This window comes from Pseudomonas sp. BBP2017, from assembly GCF_003024385.1.
Taxonomy (GTDB): Bacteria; Pseudomonadota; Gammaproteobacteria; order Pseudomonadales; family Pseudomonadaceae; genus Aquipseudomonas.
Window position 1 is genome coordinate 228,591 of record NZ_PVZN01000002.1, and the last position, 22,625, is coordinate 251,215.

Sequence of the window (22,625 nt, forward strand, 5' to 3'; positions counted from 1 at the left end):
GCGGGTGCTGATCGACTACCTAGACGAAGCATTCCAGTACGCCCGGGAGCAACGCTAGGCGATCAGTGGTCAGCGGGCTGGTTGCCAAGGGGGCTGGTCTGTATGTATAACCAGTGCCACTAATTCCTGCCAGTAACTTTACCGTGATCGCCCATTCTGTCGACGAGCCGTTCTATTACCTGCACAACTTCGAGCAAGTGTTGCAATGGATCGCGCTGCGCTATGCCGACCTGCTGGACGACAGCGAACGCGCCTTCATTGCGCAGCTCCCTGAGCAACCGCATGCTTCCCGGGCGCTGCTGGTACGCATGGTGATGCGCAAAGGCGAGCTGTTTCGCCCCAGCAAGCTGGTCTATGAAGAAATCGGGCCGCCGCTGCCAGCCTTGCAGCCTTTGCTGGAGCGGGGCTGGGTCACCGACGATAGCCCCTTGAGTCTCGAGCAGCTGTTTCAGGTGTTGCGCAAGGAAGAAATCGCCAATGGTTTTGCGCCGCAACTGACTCGTCCGAGGGCGGCCAAGGGCGAGCTTTTTGCCCAGTTGCAAGCACTCGCACTGCCGCCTAGGCCCTTGCAAGACTGGTTGCCAGGCTTCGCCGAACCGATCATTACCCTGCAGCTGCAAGCGCTCTGCGATCGCTTTCGCCTGCTGTTTTTCGGCAACCTGTACCAGGACTGGTCAGAGTTCGTCCTGGCGGACCTTGGCCTGCTGCGTTACGAGCAGGTGGCGTTCAGTGAAGAATCGCGGGCGCTGCGTCAACATAGCGATGTTGACCTGGCCCTGGCGCTGCACAATTGCACCGAGTTGCTCGAGCAGGGCGCGCCAGTGTCGCAGGTGCTGGACCAGGTCGAGTCACTGGAAAGCGATAACCCGTGGCTGCTACGTCGTCGCTCGCGCCTGCTGTATCAGCTTGGCCAGCACAGCGAGCGCCTGGGCGACTGGGACCTGGCGCTGCGGATTTACCCGCGTAGCCAGCACCCGCAAGCACGGATTCGGCGGATTCGGGTGCTCGAACGCAGCGAGCAGTGGGACCAGGCCCATGCGCTGGCCACGGAAGTTGCCTTGCAACCCGCCAGCCCCATTGAAGTCCAGGCGTTGACGCGGATCCTGCCACGCCTGCAGCGCAAACTGGGTGGGCCGCCACAACCGCGGCGGGTAAAAACACAAATCGATCTGATCGAACTGCAGTTGCCGCTGGAGCAGGCAGCGCTGGGGGTGGAGCAGGCAGCGCAACTGCACTTGGAAGAGCAGGGCGGTCAGGTGCATTACGTGGAGAACACCCTGTTCAATAGTCTGTTCGGCCTGTTGTGTTGGGAAGCCATTTTCGCGCCGCTGCCGGGCGCGTTCTTTCACCCGTTCCAGAGCGCCCCGCAGGACCTGCACGATCCCGAGTTTCAGGCGCGGCGCAGTGCCCTGTTCGCCGACTGCCTGGAGCAACTGGAGGATGGTCGCTACCGACAGACCATCCGCCGGCACTTTGTCAGCAAACAGGGCTTGCAGTCGCCCTTTGTCTATTGGCAGGTGCTCGACGAAACCTTACTCGAACAGGCCCTGGCCTGTCTGCCAGCGCTGCACCTCAAACGCTGTTTCGAGCGTTTGCTCGAAGATATCCAGAGCAACCGCGCGGGTATGCCCGACCTGATCCAGTTCTGGCCCGAACAGCAGCGTTACCGGATGATCGAGGTCAAGGGGCCGGGGGATCGCCTGCAGGATAACCAGCTGCGCTGGATCGACTTCTGTACCGAACATGGTCTGCCGGTCGTGGTGTGCCATGTGCGCTGGATAACGCCGACGCCATGAGCTATCGCGTGGCAGTGCGGGCACTGTGTGAGTTCAGCGCCAAGGTTGGTGACCTGGACTTGCGCTTTACCCCTTCGCCCACCGCTCAGGAGGGCATCAGTGGCCATCAGCGGGTGGCGGCCCGGCGTGGCCCGGGGTTTGAGGCCGAGATCAGCCTTGAAGGGCAGTTTGGGGTCTTGCAGGTGCGCGGCAGGGCCGATGGCTATGACCCACAGCTCAATCGCCTGGAGGAGATCAAAACCTACCGCGGCGATCTGGCGCGCCAGCCGGACAATCATCGGCAGTTGCACTGGGCCCAGGCCAAGGTTTACGGCTGGTTGCTCTGCCAGCAGCGCCAGCTGGCAGAAATCAACCTGGCATTGGTGTACCTGGATGTCGACAGCGATACCCAGACCCTGATCGAACAACATTGCAGTGCGATAGCGCTCGAGCACTTCTTCAATACCCAGTGCGGGATCTACCTGCGCTGGGCCGAACAGCAAGTGCAACGGGAGGCCCTGCGCGACGCCGGGCTGCAGGCACTGGCCTTCCCCTATGGGCAGATGCGCCGTGGCCAGCGCGAACTGGCCGAGACCGTGTACAAGGCAGTGAGTACCGGTCGCTGCCTGATGGCGCAAGCCACCACCGGCATCGGCAAGACCCTTGGCACGCTGTTTCCGCTGCTCAAGGCCATGGTCCCACAGCAGCTGGACAAGATTTTCTTCCTCACCGCCAAGACACCGGGCCGTGCCCTGGCCCTGGAAGCCCTGCACCAGGTTCACGCCAGTGCGCCAGAGCTTGCCCTGCGCAGCCTGGAGCTGGTGGCCCGCGACAAGGCCTGTGAGTACCCGGGCACGGCCTGCCATGGTGAAGCCTGTCCCATGGCCAAAGGTTTCTACGACCGCCTGCCGGCTGCTCGTCAGGCCGCCCAGGCGCTGACCATCCTCGACAAGGCCGCATTGCGCGAGATTGCCCTGGCTCATCAGGTCTGCCCTTATTACCTGGGGCAGGAGATGGCGCGTTGGGTCGATGTGCTGGTAGCCGACTACAACTACTACTTCGACCAGAGTGCTTTGCTCTATGGCCTTACCCAGGTCAACCAGTGGCGTGTGGCGGTGCTGGTGGATGAGGCACACAACCTGGTGGAGCGGGCACGGCAGATGTACAGCGCCAGCCTCGATCAATGGCAGTTGCAAGCCTTGCGCCGCAGCAAACCGGCGGGCATGGGCAGTGCGCTGGAGCGCCTTAACCGCCAGTGGAATGCCCTGCACAAGGCGCAGGCGGTGCCTTATCAAGTGGTCGAGGCGTTACCGGAGGCGTTCCTCAAGGCGTTGCAGCAATGTGTCGGCCTGATTCAGGAGCAACTCAACCAGCAACCCACCGGGCTCGATCCGGCGCTGTTGCAGTTCTTCTTCGATGCATTGCAGTTCATTCGCGTCAGTGAACTGTTCGACGCCCATTTTCTCTTCGATATCAGCAAGCGCGAGGGGCCGGGCAAACGTAGCCTGTCGACCCTGTGCCTGCGCAATGTGGTACCGGCGGCACGGATCGGCCCGCGCATGGCAAGCGCCCGTAGCGTCACATTGTTTTCCGCGACCCTGAGCCCGCGGCACTACTACGCCGACTTGCTCGGGATGCCGACCGACAGCGCCTGGCTTGATGTGGCTTCACCTTTTGCCGCCGAGCAATTGCGCGTGCAGGTAATCAGTCATGTCTCGACCCGTTATCAGCGGCGCGCCGCCTCGGTGGCGCCGATCACCGAGCTGATTGCCGCACAGTTTGCCGCCGAGCCTGGCAATTACCTGGCGTTCTTCAGCAGCTTCGAGTACCTGCAACAGGTGGCGGCGTTGCTCGCCACAAGCCATCCGCACATTGTTCAGTGGTGCCAGTCGCGGGCTATGGATGAGACACAACGTCAGGCTTTCCTGCAGCGCTTCGAGGCCCAGGGGCGCGGTGTTGGATTCGCTGTACTCGGCGGTGCCTTTGCCGAGGGTGTCGATCTGCCTGGAACACGCTTGATCGGGGCCTTTGTCGCCACGTTGGGGCTGCCTCAGGTCAACCCGGTGAACGAGCAGATCAAGCAACGTATGGACCATTTGTTCGGCGCCGGATTCGACTACACCTACCTGTATCCTGGGGTGCAGAAGGTCATCCAGGCGGCGGGGCGGGTGATTCGCGGTACTGACGACAGGGGCATGGTCATGCTGATCGACGACCGCTTTGCCGAGTCGCGGGTGCAGGGCATGCTTCCGACCTGGTGGGCATCGCAGCAGAAATAATCACGGCGCCGGGGAGCATTGGCATCGCGTGCTTGTCAAAGTGCCAGTAAACTGCGTGTTTTCATTACCCTGAACATCCTTTCTTGAGGTTTTGCATGAAGCTCAGTCCTTTGGCGGGCAAACCGGCTCCAGCCTCCGTGCTGGTGGATATCCCGCGCCTGTTGACCGCCTACTATACCGGCCAGCCCGATGCCAGCATTGCCAGCCAACGCGTCGCGTTCGGCACTTCCGGGCACCGGGGCAGCTCGGTGGACCTGAGCTTCAACGAAAATCATGTCTTGGCCATCAGCCAGGCGATCTGCCTGTACCGCCAGGCCAAGGGCATCAATGGTCCGCTGTTCATTGGCGCTGATACCCATGCGCTATCGACACCTGCTGCAGCCAGTGCCTTGCAGGTCCTGGCGGCCAATGGCGTTGAAGTCATGCTGTCCAAGGATGACGAGTACACGCCGACGCCGGCGGTGTCCCACGCCATCATCTGCTACAACCGTGGCCGCAGCAGTGGCCTGGCCGATGGCATCGTCATTACGCCTTCGCACAACCCGCCGCAAAGCGGTGGCTTCAAGTACAACCCGCCCAATGGCGGGCCGGCCGACAGCGATGTGACCAAGTGGATTGAAGCCAAAGCCAACGAGCTGCTGGCTGATGGTCTCAAAGGCATCAAGTGCATGGATCATGAGCAGGCCCTGCAAGCCAGTACTACTCACCGCCATGACTACGTGGCCAGCTATGTCGCCGACCTGGAAAACGTCATTGATTTCGACGTCATCCGCAGCGCCAAGCTGCGTCTGGGCGTTGATCCACTGGGCGGGGCGGGCGTGCGTTACTGGTCGGCGATTGCCGAGCATTACAAGCTGAATCTGGAAGTGGTCAACACCGAGGTCGACCCGACGTTCCGTTTCATGTCGGTAGACTGGGATGGTCAAATCCGTATGGACCCGTCCTCACCCTATGCCATGCAGGGCCTGATCGGCCTGCGTGAGCGTTTCGACGTGGCCTTTGCTTGCGACCCGGACCATGACCGCCATGGCATCGTTACCAAGAGCGGCCTGCTGGCACCGAACAATTACCTGGCCGTGGCCATCGACTACCTGTTCCAGCACCGTCCGCTGTGGCGTCAGGATGCTGCAGTCGGCAAGACCGTGGTCAGCAGTGGCCTGATCGACCGCGTCACTGCACGCCTGGGCCGCCGCTTGTATGAAGTGCCGGTAGGGTTCAAGTTCTTCGCCGATGGTCTGTTCGATGGCAGCCTGGGTTTTGGCGGTGAGGAAAGCGCCGGTGCTTCGTTCCTGCGCAAGGATGGCAGCGTCTGGACCACTGACAAGGATGGCCTGATCCCGGCGCTGCTGGCCGCAGAGATCACCGCCCGTACCGGTCGTGATCCAAGTCAGGCATATGCCGAACTGACCGCTGAGCTGGGCGAACCCTTTGCCACGCGGGTCGAGGCCAAGGCCAATGCGCAGCAGAAGGCGCTGCTGAGCAAGTTGGCCCCAGAGCAGGTCAAATCGACCGAGCTTGCCGGTGAGCCGATCGAGCAGATCCTCAGCCATGCCCCGGGTAACAACCAGGCCATTGGCGGCCTGAAGGTGATGACTGCCAACGGCTGGTTCGCCGCACGGCCGTCGGGTACCGAGGACATTTACAAGATCTACGCGGAAAGCTTCGTTGATGAAGCGCATCTGCAACGCCTGGTGGCTGAGGCCCAGGCGCTGGTGGATGCTGCTATCGCCTGATGGCGTGAAATGCATCGCGGGGCAAGCCCGCACCCACAGGGTGTTGAGTCACCCTGTGGGTGCGGGCTTGCCCCGCGATCAGACTTAAAGCTATGCCACATCCACAAGGACGATCTCACTGTCCTGCAACGCGGTCACCCTGAGTACCTGCTCATCCTCAATGGCAACACCATCGCGCGCTTCGGCCCGTACACCGTTGACCTCGATCAGCCCTTTGGCCGGCACCAGATAGCCGCGCCGTCCGGCTTCAAAGCGATACTCAGCGCTTTCTCCAGCCTGCAGGGTGGCTGCCACCAGACGCGCATCGGCGCGAATGCGCAAGCTGTCTTCGTCCCCTTCACGGCCGCTGGCCAGGGTCACGAAACCCTCGCCGCGCTCGCCTTTCGGGAAGGGCCGAGTGCCCCACGAAGGCGCCTGTCCGACGTGCTCCGGCACGATCCAGATCTGGAAGATCCGCGTATCGACTTTTTCCAGGTTGTACTCACTGTGGGTGATGCCGGTACCGGCACTCATCACCTGCACATCACCGGCTTCGGTACGGCCCTTGTTGCCCAGGTTGTCCTGGTGGCTGATGGCGCCTTCACGCACATAAGTGATGATTTCCATGTCGCGGTGCGGATGCGGTGGGAAACCGCTGCCTGCCGCAATCAGGTCGTCGTTCCAGACCCGCAGGTTGCCCCAGTGCATCCGTTGCGGGTCATAGTATTCGGCAAAGGAAAAATGATGGTGGGCGTCGAGCCAGCCATGGTTGGCATGGCCAAGGCTCTTGAACGGGCGCAGTTGCAGCATGATGGGCTCTCCTGGTGAGTCGTTTGATGGAGTGATCATCGCTGAATCTATGATCGAAAATAAGCGTAAATTTCGGCTGATTCCCATCGATTTTATGGATGTATACAGCTGCGGTGCTTTATACGCTTCATCGTCTAATTCACTGATCTGCAAGCATTCAGCTGGTGATTTATGTCCGATGGAGCGAACATGAGCGCAGGTTTTTTCTTGTTGGAGTCAGTGTGTCTGAAGAGCGTCCCAAGCTATCCCTGGAGTTGACTCCACCTGCGCAACTGCCCTGGATCCGGCGCCTGGCGGCGCGCCTGCTGGGTCGAGGCTTGAGCCGTTTGCAGGCCCAGCACCGCGATTCCTGGTTCCAGGGCCATGCCACTGGCCAGCGCACCGGGCACGCCGACGGTTTACGCAAAGGCTACGAAGAAGGGCGGGTAGACGGCTATGAAGCCGGGCGCCAGGTGCTGGTGATCCGTGATACGCGTCCTGACGGCCATGGTGTGCCGGGGCAGGATGACCACCTGTTCGACGACTGGCGCTTGCCATTGACGGCCGAGTTGAAGAAGCGTTTCAAAGCTGACGTCGCCCAGCGTTTGCCAGCCTATGCTCAGCCAAGCACGGCGCAGTGGAAGATGATCTTCAGCGACACGCCTTCCACTTGCGTGATCGCCGGTGCCGGGGCTGGCAAGTCGACTTCGCTGGTACTGCGCATTCTGTTGTTGCGTCATTACCTGGGCTACGAGCTGGACGCCATGACCGTGGTGACCTTCACCCGTGAGTCGCGCAAGGATTTCATTGCCCGCCTGGTGCAGGTTTTCGGCCTCTGGCAGCTCGACCTCAGTCCCGCCCAGGCCCGCGAACTGGTGCGTACCTTTCACTCGCGCATCCTGCCGCTGGTGCGTAGCCTGCCGGGCTTCAGCCAGGTGCGGGCGTTCGAGACCCTGGGCAGCGAGATGCCGGGGGGCAGCGAAGCCAATGCCGAGAGCAATCCGTTCGACCTGCGCATCAACGACGCCCAGCGTCAGCAACTCAACCTGTGCTACCGCGACCTGCTCAACAGCAGCCTGCGGTTTGCCGAGCTGATTGCCGGGCTGCGTCGCGAAGCCCTGCAGCTCAAGGCCCTGGACCGCGATCACCCGGATGTGCAAAAGCGTGTGGCAGTCACCCAGCTTTCCGCCAGCCGTGACGAAGAGCTCTGTGACACTCTCGAAGATCTCTGGTTTGCCGCCGGCGCCTGGCCGATCAAGGGCATCGAACCGAGCCGCGAGACGGTCGAGATCAACGGCAGTCGCTTTCACTTCCATGGCCATATCGCCGAGCTGGATGCCTGGGTGGTGTTGGGCTTCGATCCGGGTGAAAACCAGCAGTACAAGCGTCCAGGGGCCAAGCTTCCGGTCTGGGCGGAGTGGGTGATAAAGCGCACTCTGTTTCAAGCTTTCTGCGATAAGCCAGTGATTTGGTTAGAAAATTATGCCGCGGCCAAGCGTCTGACATCCTCCCTGGCGGGTGATGCTGTGGCCGGGCCGGGCTTTGATTACAAGGTCAAGGGTGAGCTGTCAGCGGTGCCGCTGCTCGATGCCTTCGTCGCTGCTGCAGGCTTTATCGAGAACCTCGGGCTCGAGGTAAACCAGGCGGTGGGCGCCATGAGCTTTCCCGCAGGCGACAGCGATGCGCAGTTCTTCGAAGCCCTGAGCCTGTACTGGAGGGCGCTTGAGGCGCACCTGCTCGCTCAGTCGCCACCGATCATGAGCTACAACCGCATGTTTGCCCTGTTCGGCGAGAACAACCCGGAGAACCTGCGTTTGCTGCCTGACCCTCTGTTGCGGCCACTGGCACACCTGATGATTGATGAGTTCCAGGACGTCTCGCCGCAGATCGTCTCCTGGCTGCGGGCCTGCCTGCGCGAGATCCGCAGGCGCGGCCCAAGCCTCAACGTCGGGCGGGTAGCCCAGCATTCCTCGCTGCTGTGCGTGGGGGATGACTGGCAGTCGATCTACGGCTGGCGTGGCAGCTCGCCGAAATTTTTCATGGAGTTCAGCAAGGAGTTCGTGTCCCCAAGCAACACCCGGGTGATGCTCGCTGACAACTACCGCAGCCATCAGCACATCATCGATGCGGCCGAGCATATCGTGAAGTCGGCACCGGCGATCACTGGCAAGAAGGCCAGAGCCTGCGGACCGGCGGCAGAGGATCCGCTACCGATCAAAGTGCTTGAGCGTGACGAAGCGGCACTGGCGCAGACGTTGATGGAACATTACCGACGTGGCGAATCAGTGATGATTTTGTTTCGAAAAGGTAGCGATAAGTTACTGATATCAGAGCATATTAAACCTTTGGTTAGTCACGAGGCCGGGCTGCCGGCGAGTCAGCGCCGATTCCGCCAGCTGACCTACCACAGCGCCAAAGGGCTGCAGGCAGATGCTGTGTTCATGCTTGGTGATTGCCAGCACCTGAGCAGTTCACCGTACAAGAACCAGGTGTACCGTCAGGCGGGGTTGGGGCGTGCGGGGGATCCACTGGCGTTCGATAACGCGCAGAAGGATGAAGTACTGCGCTTGGCTTATGTGGCCATTACCCGTGCGGCAAAGCATTGCTATTGGTATGTGGAGAAGCCCACGGGCGAGGCGGCCAACCTGCCTCGGGCATCGAGCCAGGTGGATGGGCGCAAGGTGTTTTTTGAAGATGGTCGGGAGTGAAAATCGCGGGGCAAGCCCGCTCCTACAGGGAATTTAACTCCTCCTGTGGGCGGGCTTGCCCCGCGATCAGGCTTTCAGCGCCGCATCCGGCTTAACCGCCGGCACCGGTTTGCCGATTGCCTCCTCGACTCGCTGCGCCGCTGCCGGGTCATCGGCAAACGGCATCAGGCTGACCCGGTCGTCCACCTCGCGGCTGTGGCCGCGCAGGCAGGCGCTGGTGACCAGGTAGAAGAACGCTACGCCAGTCAGGCAATACAGCGCATACAGCCACTGATCCATGGTTGTGTCCTCAGGCCATCTGCGCGTTGGACAACGCCAGCTTTTCATCTGCCACGCGTACCGTGCGCCAGGTGTTGTAAGCCATCAGCAGCATGCCAGTGAGAAACAGTACTCCACCGATGAAGCGCACCAGGAAGCCCGGATGGCTGGCCACCAGCGCTTCGACAAAGGAATAGGTGAGGGTGCCGTCTTCGTTGGTGGCGCGCCACATCAGGCCCTGGGCGATGCCATTGACCCACATCGAGGCGATGTACAGCACGGTGCCGATGGTGGCCAGCCAGAAGTGCGCGTTGATCAGGCCGATGCTGTGCATCTGTTCGCGGCCGAAGACCCTCGGGATCATGTGATAGAGCGATCCGAAAGTGATCATCGCCACCCATCCCAAGGCGCCGGCATGTACGTGGCCGATGGTCCAGTCGGTATAGTGCGACAAGGCGTTGACGGTCTTGATCGCCATCATCGGCCCTTCGAAGGTCGACATGCCGTAGAACGCCAGCGACAGCACCAGAAAGCGCAGGATCGGGTCGCTGCGCAGCTTATGCCAGGCACCCGAGAGAGTCATCATGCCGTTGATCATGCCGCCCCAGCTTGGCGCCAGGAGGATCAGCGACATGGCCATGCCCAGCGATTGCGCCCAGTCGGGCAGGGCGGTGTAGTGCAGGTGGTGGGGGCCTGCCCAGATGTACAGGGTAATCAGCGCCCAGAAGTGCACGATCGACAGGCGGTAGGAGTACACCGGCCGGCCAACCTGCTTGGGCACGAAGTAATACATCATGCCGAGAAAGCCTGTGGTCAGGAAAAAGCCCACGGCGTTATGGCCGTACCACCACTGGACCATCGCGTCGGTTGCACCGGAGTAGACCGGGTAGGACTTGAACCAGCTGACCGGAATCGACAGGTGGTTGACCACGTGCAGCATGGCGATCACCACGATGAAGGCGCCGAAGAACCAGTTGCCGACATAGATGTGCCTGGCTTTGCGGCGCATCAGAGTGGCGAAGAACACGATGCCATAAGCGACCCAGACGATTGCCATCCACACCGCACCGGTGAACTCGATCTCGGCGTATTCCTTGGTGGTGGTCAGGCCCAGGGGCAGGCTGATCAGCATGATGAGGATGGTCGCCTGCCAACCCCAGAAGGTGAAGGCTGCCAGTTTGTCGCTGTACAGGCGCACCTGACAGGTGCGTTGGACCGCGTAGTAACTGGCGGCAAACTGCGCGCTGCCGGCAAAGCCGAAAATCACCAGGCTGGTATGCACGGGGCGCAAGCGACCGAAGCTGGTCCAGGGCAGTTCAAGATTGAGTTCCGGCCAGACCAGCTGCGAGGCGATCCAGACGCCCATCGCCATGCCGACGATGCCCCAGAACACCGTCATGATGACGAATTGCCGGACCACCTTGTAGTTATAGGCCAGGGCCTGTTGATGTGTGCTCATGGCTAGTTTCCACAATTCCTTTAAGGCTCGTCCTACCAAAAGGGGCAGGACACCGGCGCAGACTGTAGGAACCTGCCGATATTCAAAACAGACTCAGAAACTGGGCATAACACCGGATCAGATAGAAGCCCAGTATTTGCTGGGGGTAATTCCATCTGATATGGACCAGGTGCGACGATTTATCTCTGTTCTGTCCGAAAATTCCTAAAACGCCGTGGCTTTCTGCCACATCTCTGTGCCAGTGGAATTACCTTGACATCACCTTCAGGGCGCCCGCAAAATTTCTATAAACTTTGCGCGCAAAGTTTTACGCTTGACCCGCAAGATCGTGTCAGTGATGCGCAATGAATAATGAAGCCAATCCGCCATCGAGCGTGTGCGACGGTGCTTACACGCCGAGACAAGCACTGCCGCCAGAGCGGGACACTATAAGAACGATGGGAGCAACAGATGAAGCTTTCCAAGGAACTCGTCATCCAGGCAAAAGCGACGTTCGGGACACCGACCTACCTCTACGATGAAGCGGTGCTGCGCAGCAGTTTCAACGAGTTACGTGAGGCATTGCCGGACTGCGTGGATATCTTCTATGCGTTGAAGGTCAATCCCAATCTGTCTCTGGTGAAGTTGATCCGTTCATACGGTGGCAACACTGAAGTGTGCTCATTGGGCGAGCTGGAGATTGCCCTCAAGGCAGGGGTGGCGCCGCAGGACATTATTTTCTTAGGCCCCTACAAGAAGCCTGAAGAGCACCGCCGCGCCCTGGAAGTCGGGGTGTTCGCCATCGTTGTCGAATCTGAAAGCGAGTTGCGCAAGTTGTCGGCCCTGGCTGGGGAGCTGGGCTGCGACGCACCGGTTGCGATTCGCATCAACCCGAATTTCTCGGCTGCCGGCTCTCCCTGGAAGATGGGCGGGCGGCCTACTCACTTCGGTATTCAGGAAGACACCGCAGTGGCCAACTTCGCCGAGTACCTGGCCCAGCCCAACATCAGGATCAAGGGTATTCACGTCTATAACGGCACCAAGATCCTCGATGCGCAATCGGTCTACGATAACGCCGCGTACATTCTCGGCTTGTTCCGCACCTTGTCTGAACGCCACAAACTGGACATGCGCATGGTCGATGTTGGTGGCGGCCTGGGTATCAAGTACTACGAAAACGAATCAGAGCTCGATACCGCCCAGCTCAAACAGTTGCTTGCGCCGCTGTTCAATGATTTCCACCAGCAATTCCCGCGTACGCGCATCATCCTTGAGTCGGGGCGCTTCATTGCCGGCAAGTGCGGTGCCTTGCTGGTCACGGTCGACAATATCAAGGAGAACCACGGCAAGACCTTTGCCGTCACCGATGGCGGCACCAACTGCCACGGTGCGGCGGCGGGCAGCGGTCAGGTGCTCAAGCGCAACTTCCGTATCATCAAGGCCACCGGCAACAACGGTGCGCCGCTGCGCGAGTACCATATTTCCGGACCGCTCTGCAGTCCCGATGACCTGCTCGGGCGCGATGTGCGCCTGGAAACCCTGCACGAAGGCGATGTTCTGGCCGTGACCGCTTCGGGCGCCTACGGTCCTTCGGCCTCGCCGACCCTGTTCCACAGTCATGGTCACCCGGCCGAAGTTGTGGTCAGCAACAATCAGCTGTTTCTTGCCAGGGCGCGGCAAACGGCCGTGGATATTCGCGACAGTCATGCCGATGTGCCGCTTGAAGCGATGCTCAATACAGCCGCCGCAATCGAACCTGCTGCTGAAATCCAGCTTGCTACCCAGCGTCAGCTCAGTGACATCCTGCGGGTGGTACTGAAGTTGCCGGAAGGTACGGTCATCACCGCCGACTCTCACTTGCGTGATGACCTGGGGCTGGATTCGTTGACCTCCATGGAGCTGCTGATCAGCCTGGAGGACGATATCGAAGGCTTTTTCGTCAACCCGGATACCATTGTCCCGGGGCATTTCAACACCGTGGCGACCCTGGCCGGTTACATCGATGCTCATCGGCAGAGCCGTTCGGTGGGGCGCCCGCTGGGTGTTGTCGAGGTGCAGCATGAGCGTGCGTGAAGTCCTTCTGCAGGATGTGCTGGAAACCCGCAACGATTTGCATCCGGACAAAGCCGCAATCATCTATGCCGATGAAACCTACACCTATGCGCAGCTGGACGAAGCCAGCGCGCGCCTGGCGGCGGGTTTGCAGGTCAATGGCCTGCAGCGCCAGGAACGGGTAGTGGTGTGCCTGGGCAACCGGGTCGAAACGGTGTGTGCCTTCTGGGGTATCCTCAAGGCCGGTGGCGTAGTGGTCAATGTCGGCCTGGATACCCCGGCCGACTGCCTCGACTATATCGTTCGCGATGCCGAGGCCTCGGTATTGATCACCACCACCGAGAAAATCGCCAGCCTGCCGGCCAGCACCGCCGACCTCGCGCACCTCAAACTGATCGTACTGCTCGATGGCGACGCCGGCTCGACCGTGGCGCAGACCTTTGAAAGCCTGCTCGGGCAGGGCGGCGGGGAGCCGCTGCCGTGCGGTAATCTCGACCTCGACCTGGCGGCGATCATCTACACCTCAGGCTCCACCGGCGCCCCCAAAGGCGTGATGCTGACGCACCGCAACATGCTTGCAGCCCTGACCTCACTGCACACTTATCTGGGCTACAACGACACCGACAAGGTGCTCTGCTCGCTGCCGCTGTCATTCGACTACGGCTTGTACCAGATGATCATGGCCATCAGTGCCGGGGCTACCCTGGTACTGGAGAAGGAATTCACCTGGCCGATTTTCCTGATCAGGAAGATCCGCCAGTACCAGGTGACGGTGATCCCGTTCGTGCCGACCATGCTGACGCTGTTGCATGAGTATGCGCGCAAACATGAGGCGATCTTTGCTGATGTGCGCATGGTCACCAACACTGGCGCCGCGCTCAAGGCGCCGCATATCGCCCAGATGAAGGCGCTGTTTCCCCAGGCGCAGATCTTCTCGATGTACGGCCTGACCGAATGCAAGCGCTGCACCTATTTGCCCTCTGAAGACATCGACAGCAAGCCGGGCAGCGTCGGTATCGCCATTCCCAACACCGAGTTGTGGCTGGTGGACGATCAGGATCAGCGTATCGATGAGCCTCATCAGGTGGGGCAGTTGGTGATTCGCGGCGCGACGGTCATGGCCGGCTATTGGCGCAACCCCGCGGCCACTGCGCTCAAGCTCAAGCCAGGGCGCTATCCAGGTGAGAGCGTGCTGTACACCGGTGATTACTGCAGTCTCGACGAGGACGGTTATTTGTATTTTCGCGGCCGTATGGACCATATGATCAAGTCGCGGGGCATGAAGGTCAGCCCCAATGAAGTAGAGGGCTTTCTCTACGCCATCGACGGGGTGGAAGCCGCCGCCGTGGTCGGTGTCGAACACGCCTCGGTCGGCGAGGGGCTGTGCGCGTTCATCACCTTGGGGCAAGGTGTGAATCTTAGCGCCGAGCAACTGCTGGAACGCTGCCGCCATGGCCTGGAGGCGCACAAGGTGCCGCTGTCCATCAGCATCGAAAGCAGTCTGCCACGCACCGCCAACGGCAAGATCGACCTGTTGCAGTTGCAGCACTCGGCACGCAATGCACAGCCGCTGGTGGCCGGATGACAGCCCGTACCCGGCGGCTCCACAGGGAGCGCTATCCATGAGTCCGGGCCACAGCGGTCGCGACCAATCGCTGGACGTCAATGGCAACCACATTGCCTTGCGAACCTGGGGTAATGAACGCGGGCATCCGGTGCTTGCCCTGCATGGCTGGCTGGACAATGCAGCGTCCTTCGAGCGCATCGCGCCGTTGTTGCGCGATTGCTTTGTGGTCGCCCCGGATCTGGCCGGTCACGGGCGCTCTCAACATCGCCGGGCCGACAGCGGTTACTACTTGTGGGAACACGCCGATGATATGAACGCCCTGGTCGAGTGCCTGGGCTGGAAGCGCTTTTCAGTACTCGGCCATTCCATGGGCACCGGCGTGGCGTCGATTCTCGCGGCAATGAACCGGAGCATCGACAGTATGGTGTTTATCGATGGCATGGGCGCACCGTTTACCGTGGACGATGGCAACACCGTCGAACACATGCGCAAGGCCCAACGCTTGTTGCGGTTGGCGTTACGCACCCGCCTGCACGGCTTCAGCGGGCCGGAAGAGGCCCAGTTCAGCAGCCTGGAGACAGCGATCAGCGAGCGGCGTAACAGTATTGACGGCAGCCTCAGTGCAGAAGGGGCTCGCTTGTTGGCCCTGCGTGACCTGCTCAATCTGGGCCATGGTTATCGTTGGCGCCATGATCCACGCCTGGTGCTCCCCGAACCGTTGCAACTGACCGAACGTCAGGCTTGTGAGTTCCTGCAGCAGATCAGTTGCTCTTTACATGTGCTGCTCGGGCGCCAGGGGTTGTTCACGGGTAATGCCTTCGACAAACGAAAAAACGCCTTGCCCCCGGATACCCGGGTGCACTGGCACGACGGCGGTCATCATTTTCATCTGGATACCCCCACGCCTGCGCTGATCGAACAGCTCAATGCAGCGCTGGGGCGGGGTGAATCGGGGCCGCAGCAACGCTTAGTCAATGAGTAATGGAGTACGTACGTGAAAGAGTTCTGGATTGCACCGTCGATACTGGCGGCTGATTTCGCCCGGCTGGGAGAGGAGGCTGAACAGGTGCTGGCCGCCGGGGCCGACGTCATTCATATCGATGTCATGGATAACCACTATGTGCCCAACCTGACCATGGGTCCGCAGTTCTGCAAGGCCTTGCGCAGTCACGGTATTAGCGCGCCGATTGATGTGCACCTGATGGTGACGCCGGTGGACAGCATGATCCAGGCCTTCGCCGAAGCGGGCGCCGACTACATTTCGATTCATCCCGAGGCAACCCTGCACCTGGACCGTTCTGTGCAGTTGATCAAGGATCTGGGCTGCAAGGCCGGCTTGGTATTCAACCCGGCCAGCACCCTGGACGCGGCTCAATACGTGCTTGATCGGCTCGACCTGATCCTGCTGATGTCGGTCAACCCAGGCTTTGGTGGCCAGCGTTTCATCCCCCAGGTGTTGCCCAAGATTGCCGCAGCGCGCAAGCTGATTGATGACAGTGGCCGCAGCATTCGCCTGGAAGTGGACGGCGGGGTCAACCTGGAAACCATAGGTCAGGTTGCTGCGGCAGGCGCAGACATGTTCGTCGCCGGTACGGCAATCTTCGCCCAAGACAACTACCGCGACACGATCTCGGCATTGCGCCGCAAGATTGCTGACGGTGTGACCGACCGCAACTGATAATAAGCGGACTTACCCACGATTCTCGCGAATCCACCATGAGTTACCTGTCCTTGCATAACACTATCGAAATCACCTTGCAGGCGTTCAGTCGAGTCGAGGGGGGTGGGCATGCTTGACCCGACCTTCGACTTTGACAAGATGCTGTGCTTTTCGTTGTATTCGACTGCCAATGCTATGGTTCGCGATTACGCCGAGCCGTTGAAGCAGCGTGGCATTACCTATCCGCAATTGCTGGTGATGGCAGGTCTGTGGGGTAAGGACGATGTCTCGATCAGCGCCTTGAGTGAATTGACCCTGTTCGATCTGGGCACCTTGACGCCGATTGTCAAACGCCTGGCCGATAACGGTTTTATCACCGTCTACCTTGACCCGAACGATCGTCGGCGGCGCAATCTGCTGCTGACCGACAAGGGCCGCGAACTCAAGGCTGAAGCGGCCAAGGTGTTCAATAACATGGCCTGCAAGATCGATCTTGGCGAGAGTGAGGTGCAGCAGGTGCTGAATGTGTGCCAGCGGATTCGTTCACGGTTGCCCCGCGATAAGGCCTGATCAGCGCTGAAGAAACTCCGGCGTATTGAAGTTGCTCAAGCGCCGGTCATCCTCGGGGTATTCCAGCGCCCGCAGCGGATGCTTGAGCAACGCCCGCTGAATCCCTCGGTCGCCCTGTTGCCAGGCCTGTTCAAGGTCATCGCGCAACGCGCAGGGAATCAGACTGAACATCGGCTGCCAGTAACCTCCCTGGCGAATCATTGCCGGTTGCCCTTGGTCATTGGCCTGACTGAGCAGATCAACTATCAGCGCACTGTCGATCAACGGTGCATCACAGGCCAGTACCAGCAGCCAGCGATGGCGTGCAACTGCAAGCCCTGCCAGCACGCCGGCCAGCGGCCCGGGGAAGTCGGCCAGGGGGTCACTGACCAGTTGATCGGCATAAGGCCTGTACTGGTCCTGGTTGCGGTTGCAGGAAATGATCAGGTCATCGGTCAGTGGCCGCACGACCGCCTGGATATGGGCAATCAGTGGCTTGCCCTGCCAGGGCAGCAAACCCTTGTTCTGGCCGCCCATGCGCTGGCCGCGACCGCCAGCCAGCAGAAGAATGGAGCAGGGTGGGATGACGGCGGGCATGGGTATGGTTCCTGGCAGTGTCAGCCGATTACCTTCCCATGCGCGCCGCCAACTGTCCAGATCAGTGCCCTTCAACCACCGCTGGTGCTGACTGCATCCGCGCCTGGTGCTTGCCGGTCAGGCGCATGACCGCGACGAAGAACACCGGTACGAACACCACCGCCAGGGTGGCGCTGAGCATGCCGCCGATCACCCCGGTGCCGATCGCCTGTTGGCTGGCCGAGCTGGCGCCGCTGGCAATTGCCAGTGGCACCACGCCGAGGATGAACGCCAGCGAGGTCATGACAATCGGCCGCAAGCGCAGGCGCGCCGCCTGTACCGTCGCGTCCACCAGGTCATGGCCGTCATCGACCAGGCGCTTGGCGAACTCGATGATCAGGATCGCGTTCTTTGCCGACAGACCGATCAGGGTGATCAAGCCGACTTTGAAGAACACGTCGTTAGGCATGCCGCGCAGGCTCACGGCAAGCACTGCGCCAAGCACGCCCAACGGCACTACCAGCAGCACTGCGGTCGGAATCGACCAGCTTTCATACAACGCCGCCAGGCACAGGAACACCACCAGCAGCGACAACGCCATGAGCATCGGTGCCTGGGTGCCTGACAGACGTTCCTGCAACGACAGGCCAGTCCATTCCAGGCCCATTCCCAGCGGCAGCTGATCGACCAGGCGCTGGATCTCATCCATTGCCTGGCCCGAACTGTAGCCTGGCGCCGGCTCGCCGGATACCGCGACCGCCGGGTAACCGTTGTAGCGGGTCAGTTGTACCGGGCCTGTGACCCACTTGGCCTGGACAAAGGCGGACAGCGGGACCATCTTGCCGCTGTTGTTGCGCACATGAATCTTCAGCAGGTCTTCGACCTGGGCGCGCTGGTCGCCTTCAGCCTGGACCACCACGCGCTGCATGCGTCCTTGGTTCGGGAAGTCATTGACGTAGTTGGAGCCCACTGCGGTATTGAGCACATCACCAATATCCGCAAAGGATACGCCCAAGGCGTTGGCCTGTTTGCGGTCAACTTCGAGCTGCACTTGCGGGCTTTCGGCCAGGGCGCTTTCACGCACGTTGACCAGCACCGGGCTCTTTTCGGCGTTGGCCAATAGTTGGTCGCGCGCGGCCATCAGCGCCGCATGGCCCAGGCCGCCACGGTCCTGCAGGCGGAATTCGAAACCGCTGGAGGTACCCAGGCCGTCCACCGGTGGTGGCAGTATGGAGTAGGCAATGGCGTCCTTGAGCTGGCTGAAGGCCGCATTGGCGCGGTCGGCAATCGACTGGGCACTGTCGTCGGCACCGCGCTCGGACCAGTCCTTGAGCGTGGTAAAGGCCAGTGCCGCGTTCTGGCCGTTACCGGAGAAGCTGAAACCAAGAATCAGCGTACTGTTGCCAACTCCCGGTTCAGTGGCATTGTGCGCCTCGATCTGTGCCGCCACCGCTTCAGTACGCGCCCGGCTGGCCCCTGGCGGCAGCTGGATGTCGGTGATGGTGTAACCCTGGTCTTCGGTGGGCAGGAACGAGGAGGGCAACTGGCTGAAACCGTAGACCAGGCCTGCCACCAGCACCAGGTACACCATCAGGTAGCGTCCGCTGCGCTTGAGGGCCTGGACCACCCAATGCTGATAGCCATCGCTCAGGCTTTCGAAGCGGCGGTTGAACCAGCCAAAGAACCCGCGTTTTTCGTGGTGCTCGCCCTTGGCGATGGGTTTGAGCAATGTGGCGCACAGGGCCGGGGTCAGGCTCAGGGCGAGGAACGCCGAGAACAGGATCGACACCGCCATGGACACCGAGAACTGCTGGTAGATAACCCCGACCGAACCGCTCATGAAGGCCATGGGCAGGAATACCGCTACCAGCACCAGGGTGATGCCGACAATCGCGCTACTGATCTGGTCCATGGCTTTTTTCGTCGCGTCCCGTGGCGGCAAGCCTTCTTCGCTCATGATCCGCTCAACGTTCTCCACTACCACGATGGCGTCATCCACCAGGATACCGATGGCCAGGACCATGCCGAACAGGGTCAGGACGTTGACCGAGAAACCCAGCGCCATCATCACTGCGAAAGTGCCCATCAGGGCCACCGGCACTACCAGGGTCGGGATCAGGGTATAGCGGATGTTCTGCAGGAACAGGAACATTACCGCAAACACCAGGGCCATGGCTTCGAGCAGGGTGGTGATCACTTGCTGGATCGAAACCTTGACGAACGGCGAGGTGTCGTAAGGGATATCGAACTTGGCGCCCGCAGGCAGGTAACGCGACAGGTCGGCAAGTTTGGCCTGCACCAGGGTCGCAGTTTCCATGGCGTTGGCACCGGGCGACAGCTGCACGCTGAAGGCACTGGTGGGCTTGCCGTTCAGACGGGTGCCGTACTGATACTCCTGACTGCCGATCTCGACCCGGGCGACATCAGCGACGGTCAACCGCGAACCATCCGGATTGGCGCGCAAGACAATGTCTTCGAACTCCTGCACCGTGCTCAGCTGACCCTTGATCACCACGTTGGCAGTGATTTCCTGGCTGCCGGTGGTGGGCAGATCGCCGATGCTGCCGGGAGCGACCTGGGCGTTCTGGGCGGCAATTGCCTCGTTGACATCATCCGGGGTGAGGTTGAAGCCGATCAGCTTCTGCGGGTCGAGCCAGATCCGCATGGCCCGCTCGGATCCATACAGCTGGGCCTTGCCGACGCCCTTGAGGCGGCGGATTTCGTTCATCACGTTACGCGCCAGGAAGTCGCTCAGCGTCACTTCATCCAGGTTGCCGTCCTCGGCGGTGAGGGTCACCAACAGCAGGAAACCGGTGGATACTTTTTCCACCTGCAGGCCTTGCTGGGTGACTGGCCGCGGCAGGCGCGACTCGACCACTTTCAGGCGGTTCTGTACATCGACCTGGGCCAGGTCCGGGTTGGTGCCGGGTTCGAAGGTGGCGGTGATGGTGGCGCTGCCCAGGCTGCTTTGCGAGCTGAAATAGAGCAGGTTGTCGGCGCCATTGAGCTCCTCTTCGATCAGGCTGACCACGCTTTCATCGATGGTCTGCGCCGAGGCGCCCGGATAGACGGCATAGATTTCTACCTGCGGTGGCGCCACGTCGGGGTATTGGGCGACCGGCAACTGCGGAATCGCCAGGGCGCCGGCCAGCAGGATGAACAGGGCGACCACCCAGGCGAATACCGGGCGATCAATGAAAAACTGCGGCATGAATCAGGCCCTCACTGGCCAGTGGTCTGAACGATGGAAGGGGCGTCCTTGCCCGCGTTGTCGACCTGTACCTGGTCGCCTGGATTGACGTGCTGCAGTCCTTCGATCACCACCCGGTCCCCGGGCGCCAGACCTTCGCTGACGATCCAGCGGTTGTGTTGCACGCCGCCGAGCACCACCGGGCGCTCGCTGATGCGCTGCTGGGCATCGACCAGCAATACCCGTGGGTTGCCGGCGCTGTCACGCAAGATGGCGCGCTGCGGCACGCTGATACCTTGCTGCTTGATAGCCTGCTCCAGGCGTACGCGAATGAAGCTGCCGGGCAGCAGGTCGAGGTCCGGGTTGGGGAACTCGCTGCGCAAGGTGATCTGCCCGGTGCTCGGGTCGACACTGATGTCGGAGAACAGCAGCTTGCCCGGCAGCGGGTAGGGTGTACCGTCATCCTGGATCAGGGTAGCGCCGGCCTGGTCCTGGCCCACCTGTTGCAGCTCGCCGGCGCGCAGGGCGCGGCGCAGGGCGGTGAGCTCGCGGGTCGACTGGGTCACATCGGCGTGGATCGGGTCCAGTTGCTGGATGGTCGCCAGCGGCGTGCTCTCGTTCTCTCCCACCAAGGCACCTTCGGTTACCAAGGCGCGGCCGATGCGTCCGGAGATCGGCGCGGTGACGGTGGCGTAGCCCAGGTTCAGCCGCGCGCGCTCCAGCGTTGCCTTGGCTTCGGCGACGGCAGCGTCGGCCTGCATCAGCGCGGCGCGGGCGTTGTCGTGGTCCTGGCGGCTGACGGCGTTGATGGTGATCAGTTCACGGTAGCGCTGATCCTGCAGGCGTGCCTGGTAGCGGCTGGCTTCGGCTTTGGCCAGGCTTGCGCGGGCGCTGTCATAGTCTGCCTGGAACGGTGCCGGGTCGATGCGGAACAGCACGTCGCCCTGCTTGACGTCGCTACCCTCACGGTACACACGCTTGAGTACCACGCCGGCCACACGGGCACGGACCTCGGCAGAGCGCGGAGCGAGAATGCGGCCATTGAGCTCGGTGCTGATGGACAGGGGCTGGATCTTCACCGTCTCGATACTGACGGTGCTGGGCGGCGCCTGCTCTTCTTCGAGGGCGCTGTCATTGCACGCGCTCAGGGACAGCACGATGGCAAACAGCGGCAGCCGGGCGCGCAGACGGAGGGGGCTTGAACTGAACATGCGGATCTTCCATAAATGACCCGGCAATGCTAAGGCAGGAGGCCAACGTCCAACTGTTAAGCTGTGTAGGCCGAGTGTGAAAAAGTGTGAAGGGTTGCGCTGGCTGCGCGCAAGGTCCTATATCCTTGCCTGACTTTCCCAGCCTGTCAAACTAGCCATGCCGAATATCCTTCTGGTCGAAGACGACTGCGCCTTGTCCGAATTGATCGCCAGCTACCTGCAGCGCAATGATTTCTGCGTTACGGTGATTGCCCGTGGTGATCACGTGCTGGCCGAGGCCCGCCGCAGCAAACCGGACCTGGTGATCCTCGACCTGATGCTGCCCGGCCTTGATGGCCTGCAGGTCTGCCGCCTGTTGCGCGCCGAGTCGCAGTCCTTGCCGATCCTCATGCTAACCGCCCGAGATGACAGTCATGATCAGGTGCTCGGGCTGGAGATGGGTGCCGACGACTATGTCACCAAACCCTGCGAACCACGGGTGCTGCTGGCCCGGGTGCGGACCTTGCTGCGCCGCAGCAGCATCAATGAGCCGCGCCTGGAAAGTGACCTGATCGTGGTCGGTGGCCTGCGCATCGACCTGGCCGAACGCAATGTGTTCTGGCGCGAGCAATGGGTGGAACTGTCCAGCGGTGAGTACAACCTGCTGGTGGTACTGGCGCGCAATGCCGGTGTGGTGCTTAGCCGCGACCGCATCCTGCAACAACTGCGCGGCATCGAGTTCAATGGCACCGACCGTTCGGTGGATGTGGCGATCTCCAAACTGCGGCGCAAGTTCGACGACAGCGCCGGCGAAGCGCGCAAGATCAAGACCGTGTGGGGCAAGGGCTACCTGTTCAGCCGCCTCGAGTGGGAGTTCTGACA

General features: G+C 61.2%; 16 protein-coding genes. 10 read left to right on the forward strand and 6 right to left on the reverse strand.

Features of this window, described 5'->3' with window-relative positions:
* Nucleotides 1-143: 143 nt before the first annotated feature.
* From C6382_RS03915 to pgm, 3 genes are all read left to right on the forward strand, one after another.
* On the forward strand, nt 144-1,796 hold the full coding sequence (locus C6382_RS03915; protein ID WP_107023222.1) for a VRR-NUC domain-containing protein: 1,653 nt from the start codon (nt 144-146) through the stop codon (nt 1,794-1,796).
* Nucleotides 1,793-4,054, forward strand: coding sequence for an ATP-dependent DNA helicase (locus tag C6382_RS03920; RefSeq protein WP_107023223.1), 2,262 nt, complete (start codon nt 1,793-1,795; stop codon nt 4,052-4,054). Before C6382_RS03915 ends, C6382_RS03920 begins: the two co-directional genes overlap by 4 nt.
* A 95-nt stretch (nt 4,055-4,149) precedes the next feature.
* Nucleotides 4,150-5,787, forward strand: a complete 1,638-nt coding sequence (gene pgm, locus C6382_RS03925; RefSeq protein ID WP_107023224.1) for a phosphoglucomutase (alpha-D-glucose-1,6-bisphosphate-dependent) — start codon at nt 4,150-4,152, stop codon at nt 5,785-5,787.
* 90 nt (nt 5,788-5,877) lie between these two features.
* On the opposite strand, the gene C6382_RS03930 is transcribed toward pgm, so the two are convergent.
* Nucleotides 5,878-6,576 (reverse strand): pirin family protein, encoded by a 699-nt coding sequence (locus C6382_RS03930; RefSeq protein WP_107023225.1) that lies wholly within the window; start codon nt 6,574-6,576, stop codon nt 5,878-5,880.
* A 221-nt stretch (nt 6,577-6,797) separates the two neighbouring features.
* Between C6382_RS03930 and C6382_RS03935 the strand changes: the two genes are divergently transcribed.
* A complete protein-coding gene (locus tag C6382_RS03935) occupies nt 6,798-9,263 on the forward strand; it encodes a UvrD-helicase domain-containing protein (protein ID WP_107023226.1) in 2,466 nt (821 codons plus the stop codon).
* A gap of 66 nt (nt 9,264-9,329) precedes the next feature.
* Here C6382_RS03935 and C6382_RS03940 read toward each other — a convergent pair whose 3' ends face one another.
* Entirely contained in the window at nt 9,330-9,542 is a 213-nt protein-coding gene (locus C6382_RS03940; RefSeq protein WP_107023227.1) for a CcoQ/FixQ family Cbb3-type cytochrome c oxidase assembly chaperone, read from the reverse strand.
* A gap of 10 nt (nt 9,543-9,552) precedes the next feature.
* Nucleotides 9,553-10,980: a cytochrome-c oxidase, cbb3-type subunit I gene (gene ccoN, locus C6382_RS03945; RefSeq protein ID WP_107023228.1), complete on the reverse strand. Its 1,428-nt coding sequence runs from the start codon at nt 10,978-10,980 to the stop codon at nt 9,553-9,555.
* A 450-nt stretch (nt 10,981-11,430) separates the two neighbouring features.
* Between ccoN and lysA the strand changes: the two genes are divergently transcribed.
* The 5 genes from lysA to C6382_RS03970 all read left to right on the forward strand — a co-directional run bounded on the left by lysA (nt 11,431) and on the right by C6382_RS03970 (nt 16,808).
* The gene (gene lysA, locus C6382_RS03950) at nt 11,431-13,032 is read left to right on the forward strand and encodes a diaminopimelate decarboxylase (protein WP_107023229.1); all 1,602 of its coding nucleotides are present in this window, start codon (nt 11,431-11,433) and stop codon (nt 13,030-13,032) included.
* Nucleotides 13,019-14,596, forward strand: a complete 1,578-nt coding sequence (locus C6382_RS03955) for a class I adenylate-forming enzyme family protein (RefSeq protein WP_107023230.1) — start codon at nt 13,019-13,021, stop codon at nt 14,594-14,596. Before lysA ends, C6382_RS03955 begins: the two co-directional genes overlap by 14 nt.
* 37 nt (nt 14,597-14,633) lie before the next feature.
* Nucleotides 14,634-15,560: an alpha/beta fold hydrolase gene (locus tag C6382_RS03960; RefSeq protein ID WP_107023231.1), complete on the forward strand. Its 927-nt coding sequence runs from the start codon at nt 14,634-14,636 to the stop codon at nt 15,558-15,560.
* A gap of 12 nt (nt 15,561-15,572) precedes the next feature.
* Nucleotides 15,573-16,256 carry a ribulose-phosphate 3-epimerase gene (gene rpe, locus C6382_RS03965; protein ID WP_107023232.1) on the forward strand — a complete coding sequence of 228 codons (684 nt, stop codon included), beginning with the start codon at nt 15,573-15,575 and terminating at the stop codon, nt 16,254-16,256.
* A gap of 111 nt (nt 16,257-16,367) precedes the next feature.
* Nucleotides 16,368-16,808: a MarR family winged helix-turn-helix transcriptional regulator gene (locus C6382_RS03970; protein ID WP_107023233.1), complete on the forward strand. Its 441-nt coding sequence runs from the start codon at nt 16,368-16,370 to the stop codon at nt 16,806-16,808.
* On the opposite strand, the gene mobA is transcribed toward C6382_RS03970, so the two are convergent.
* The 3 genes from mobA to C6382_RS03985 form a co-directional block, all read right to left on the reverse strand.
* Complete coding sequence (mobA, locus tag C6382_RS03975) at nt 16,809-17,384, reverse strand: molybdenum cofactor guanylyltransferase MobA (RefSeq protein ID WP_107023234.1); 576 nt, start codon at nt 17,382-17,384, stop codon at nt 16,809-16,811.
* A 61-nt stretch (nt 17,385-17,445) separates the two neighbouring features.
* A complete protein-coding gene (locus C6382_RS03980; RefSeq protein ID WP_107023235.1) occupies nt 17,446-20,574 on the reverse strand; it encodes an efflux RND transporter permease subunit in 3,129 nt (1,042 codons plus the stop codon).
* A gap of 11 nt (nt 20,575-20,585) precedes the next feature.
* Complete coding sequence (locus C6382_RS03985) at nt 20,586-21,764, reverse strand: efflux RND transporter periplasmic adaptor subunit (protein WP_107023236.1); 1,179 nt, start codon at nt 21,762-21,764, stop codon at nt 20,586-20,588.
* A gap of 157 nt (nt 21,765-21,921) precedes the next feature.
* On the opposite strand from C6382_RS03985, the gene C6382_RS03990 reads away from it, so the two are divergent.
* Complete coding sequence (locus C6382_RS03990) at nt 21,922-22,623, forward strand: response regulator transcription factor (RefSeq protein WP_107023237.1); 702 nt, start codon at nt 21,922-21,924, stop codon at nt 22,621-22,623.
* Nucleotides 22,624-22,625: the final 2 nt, after the last annotated feature.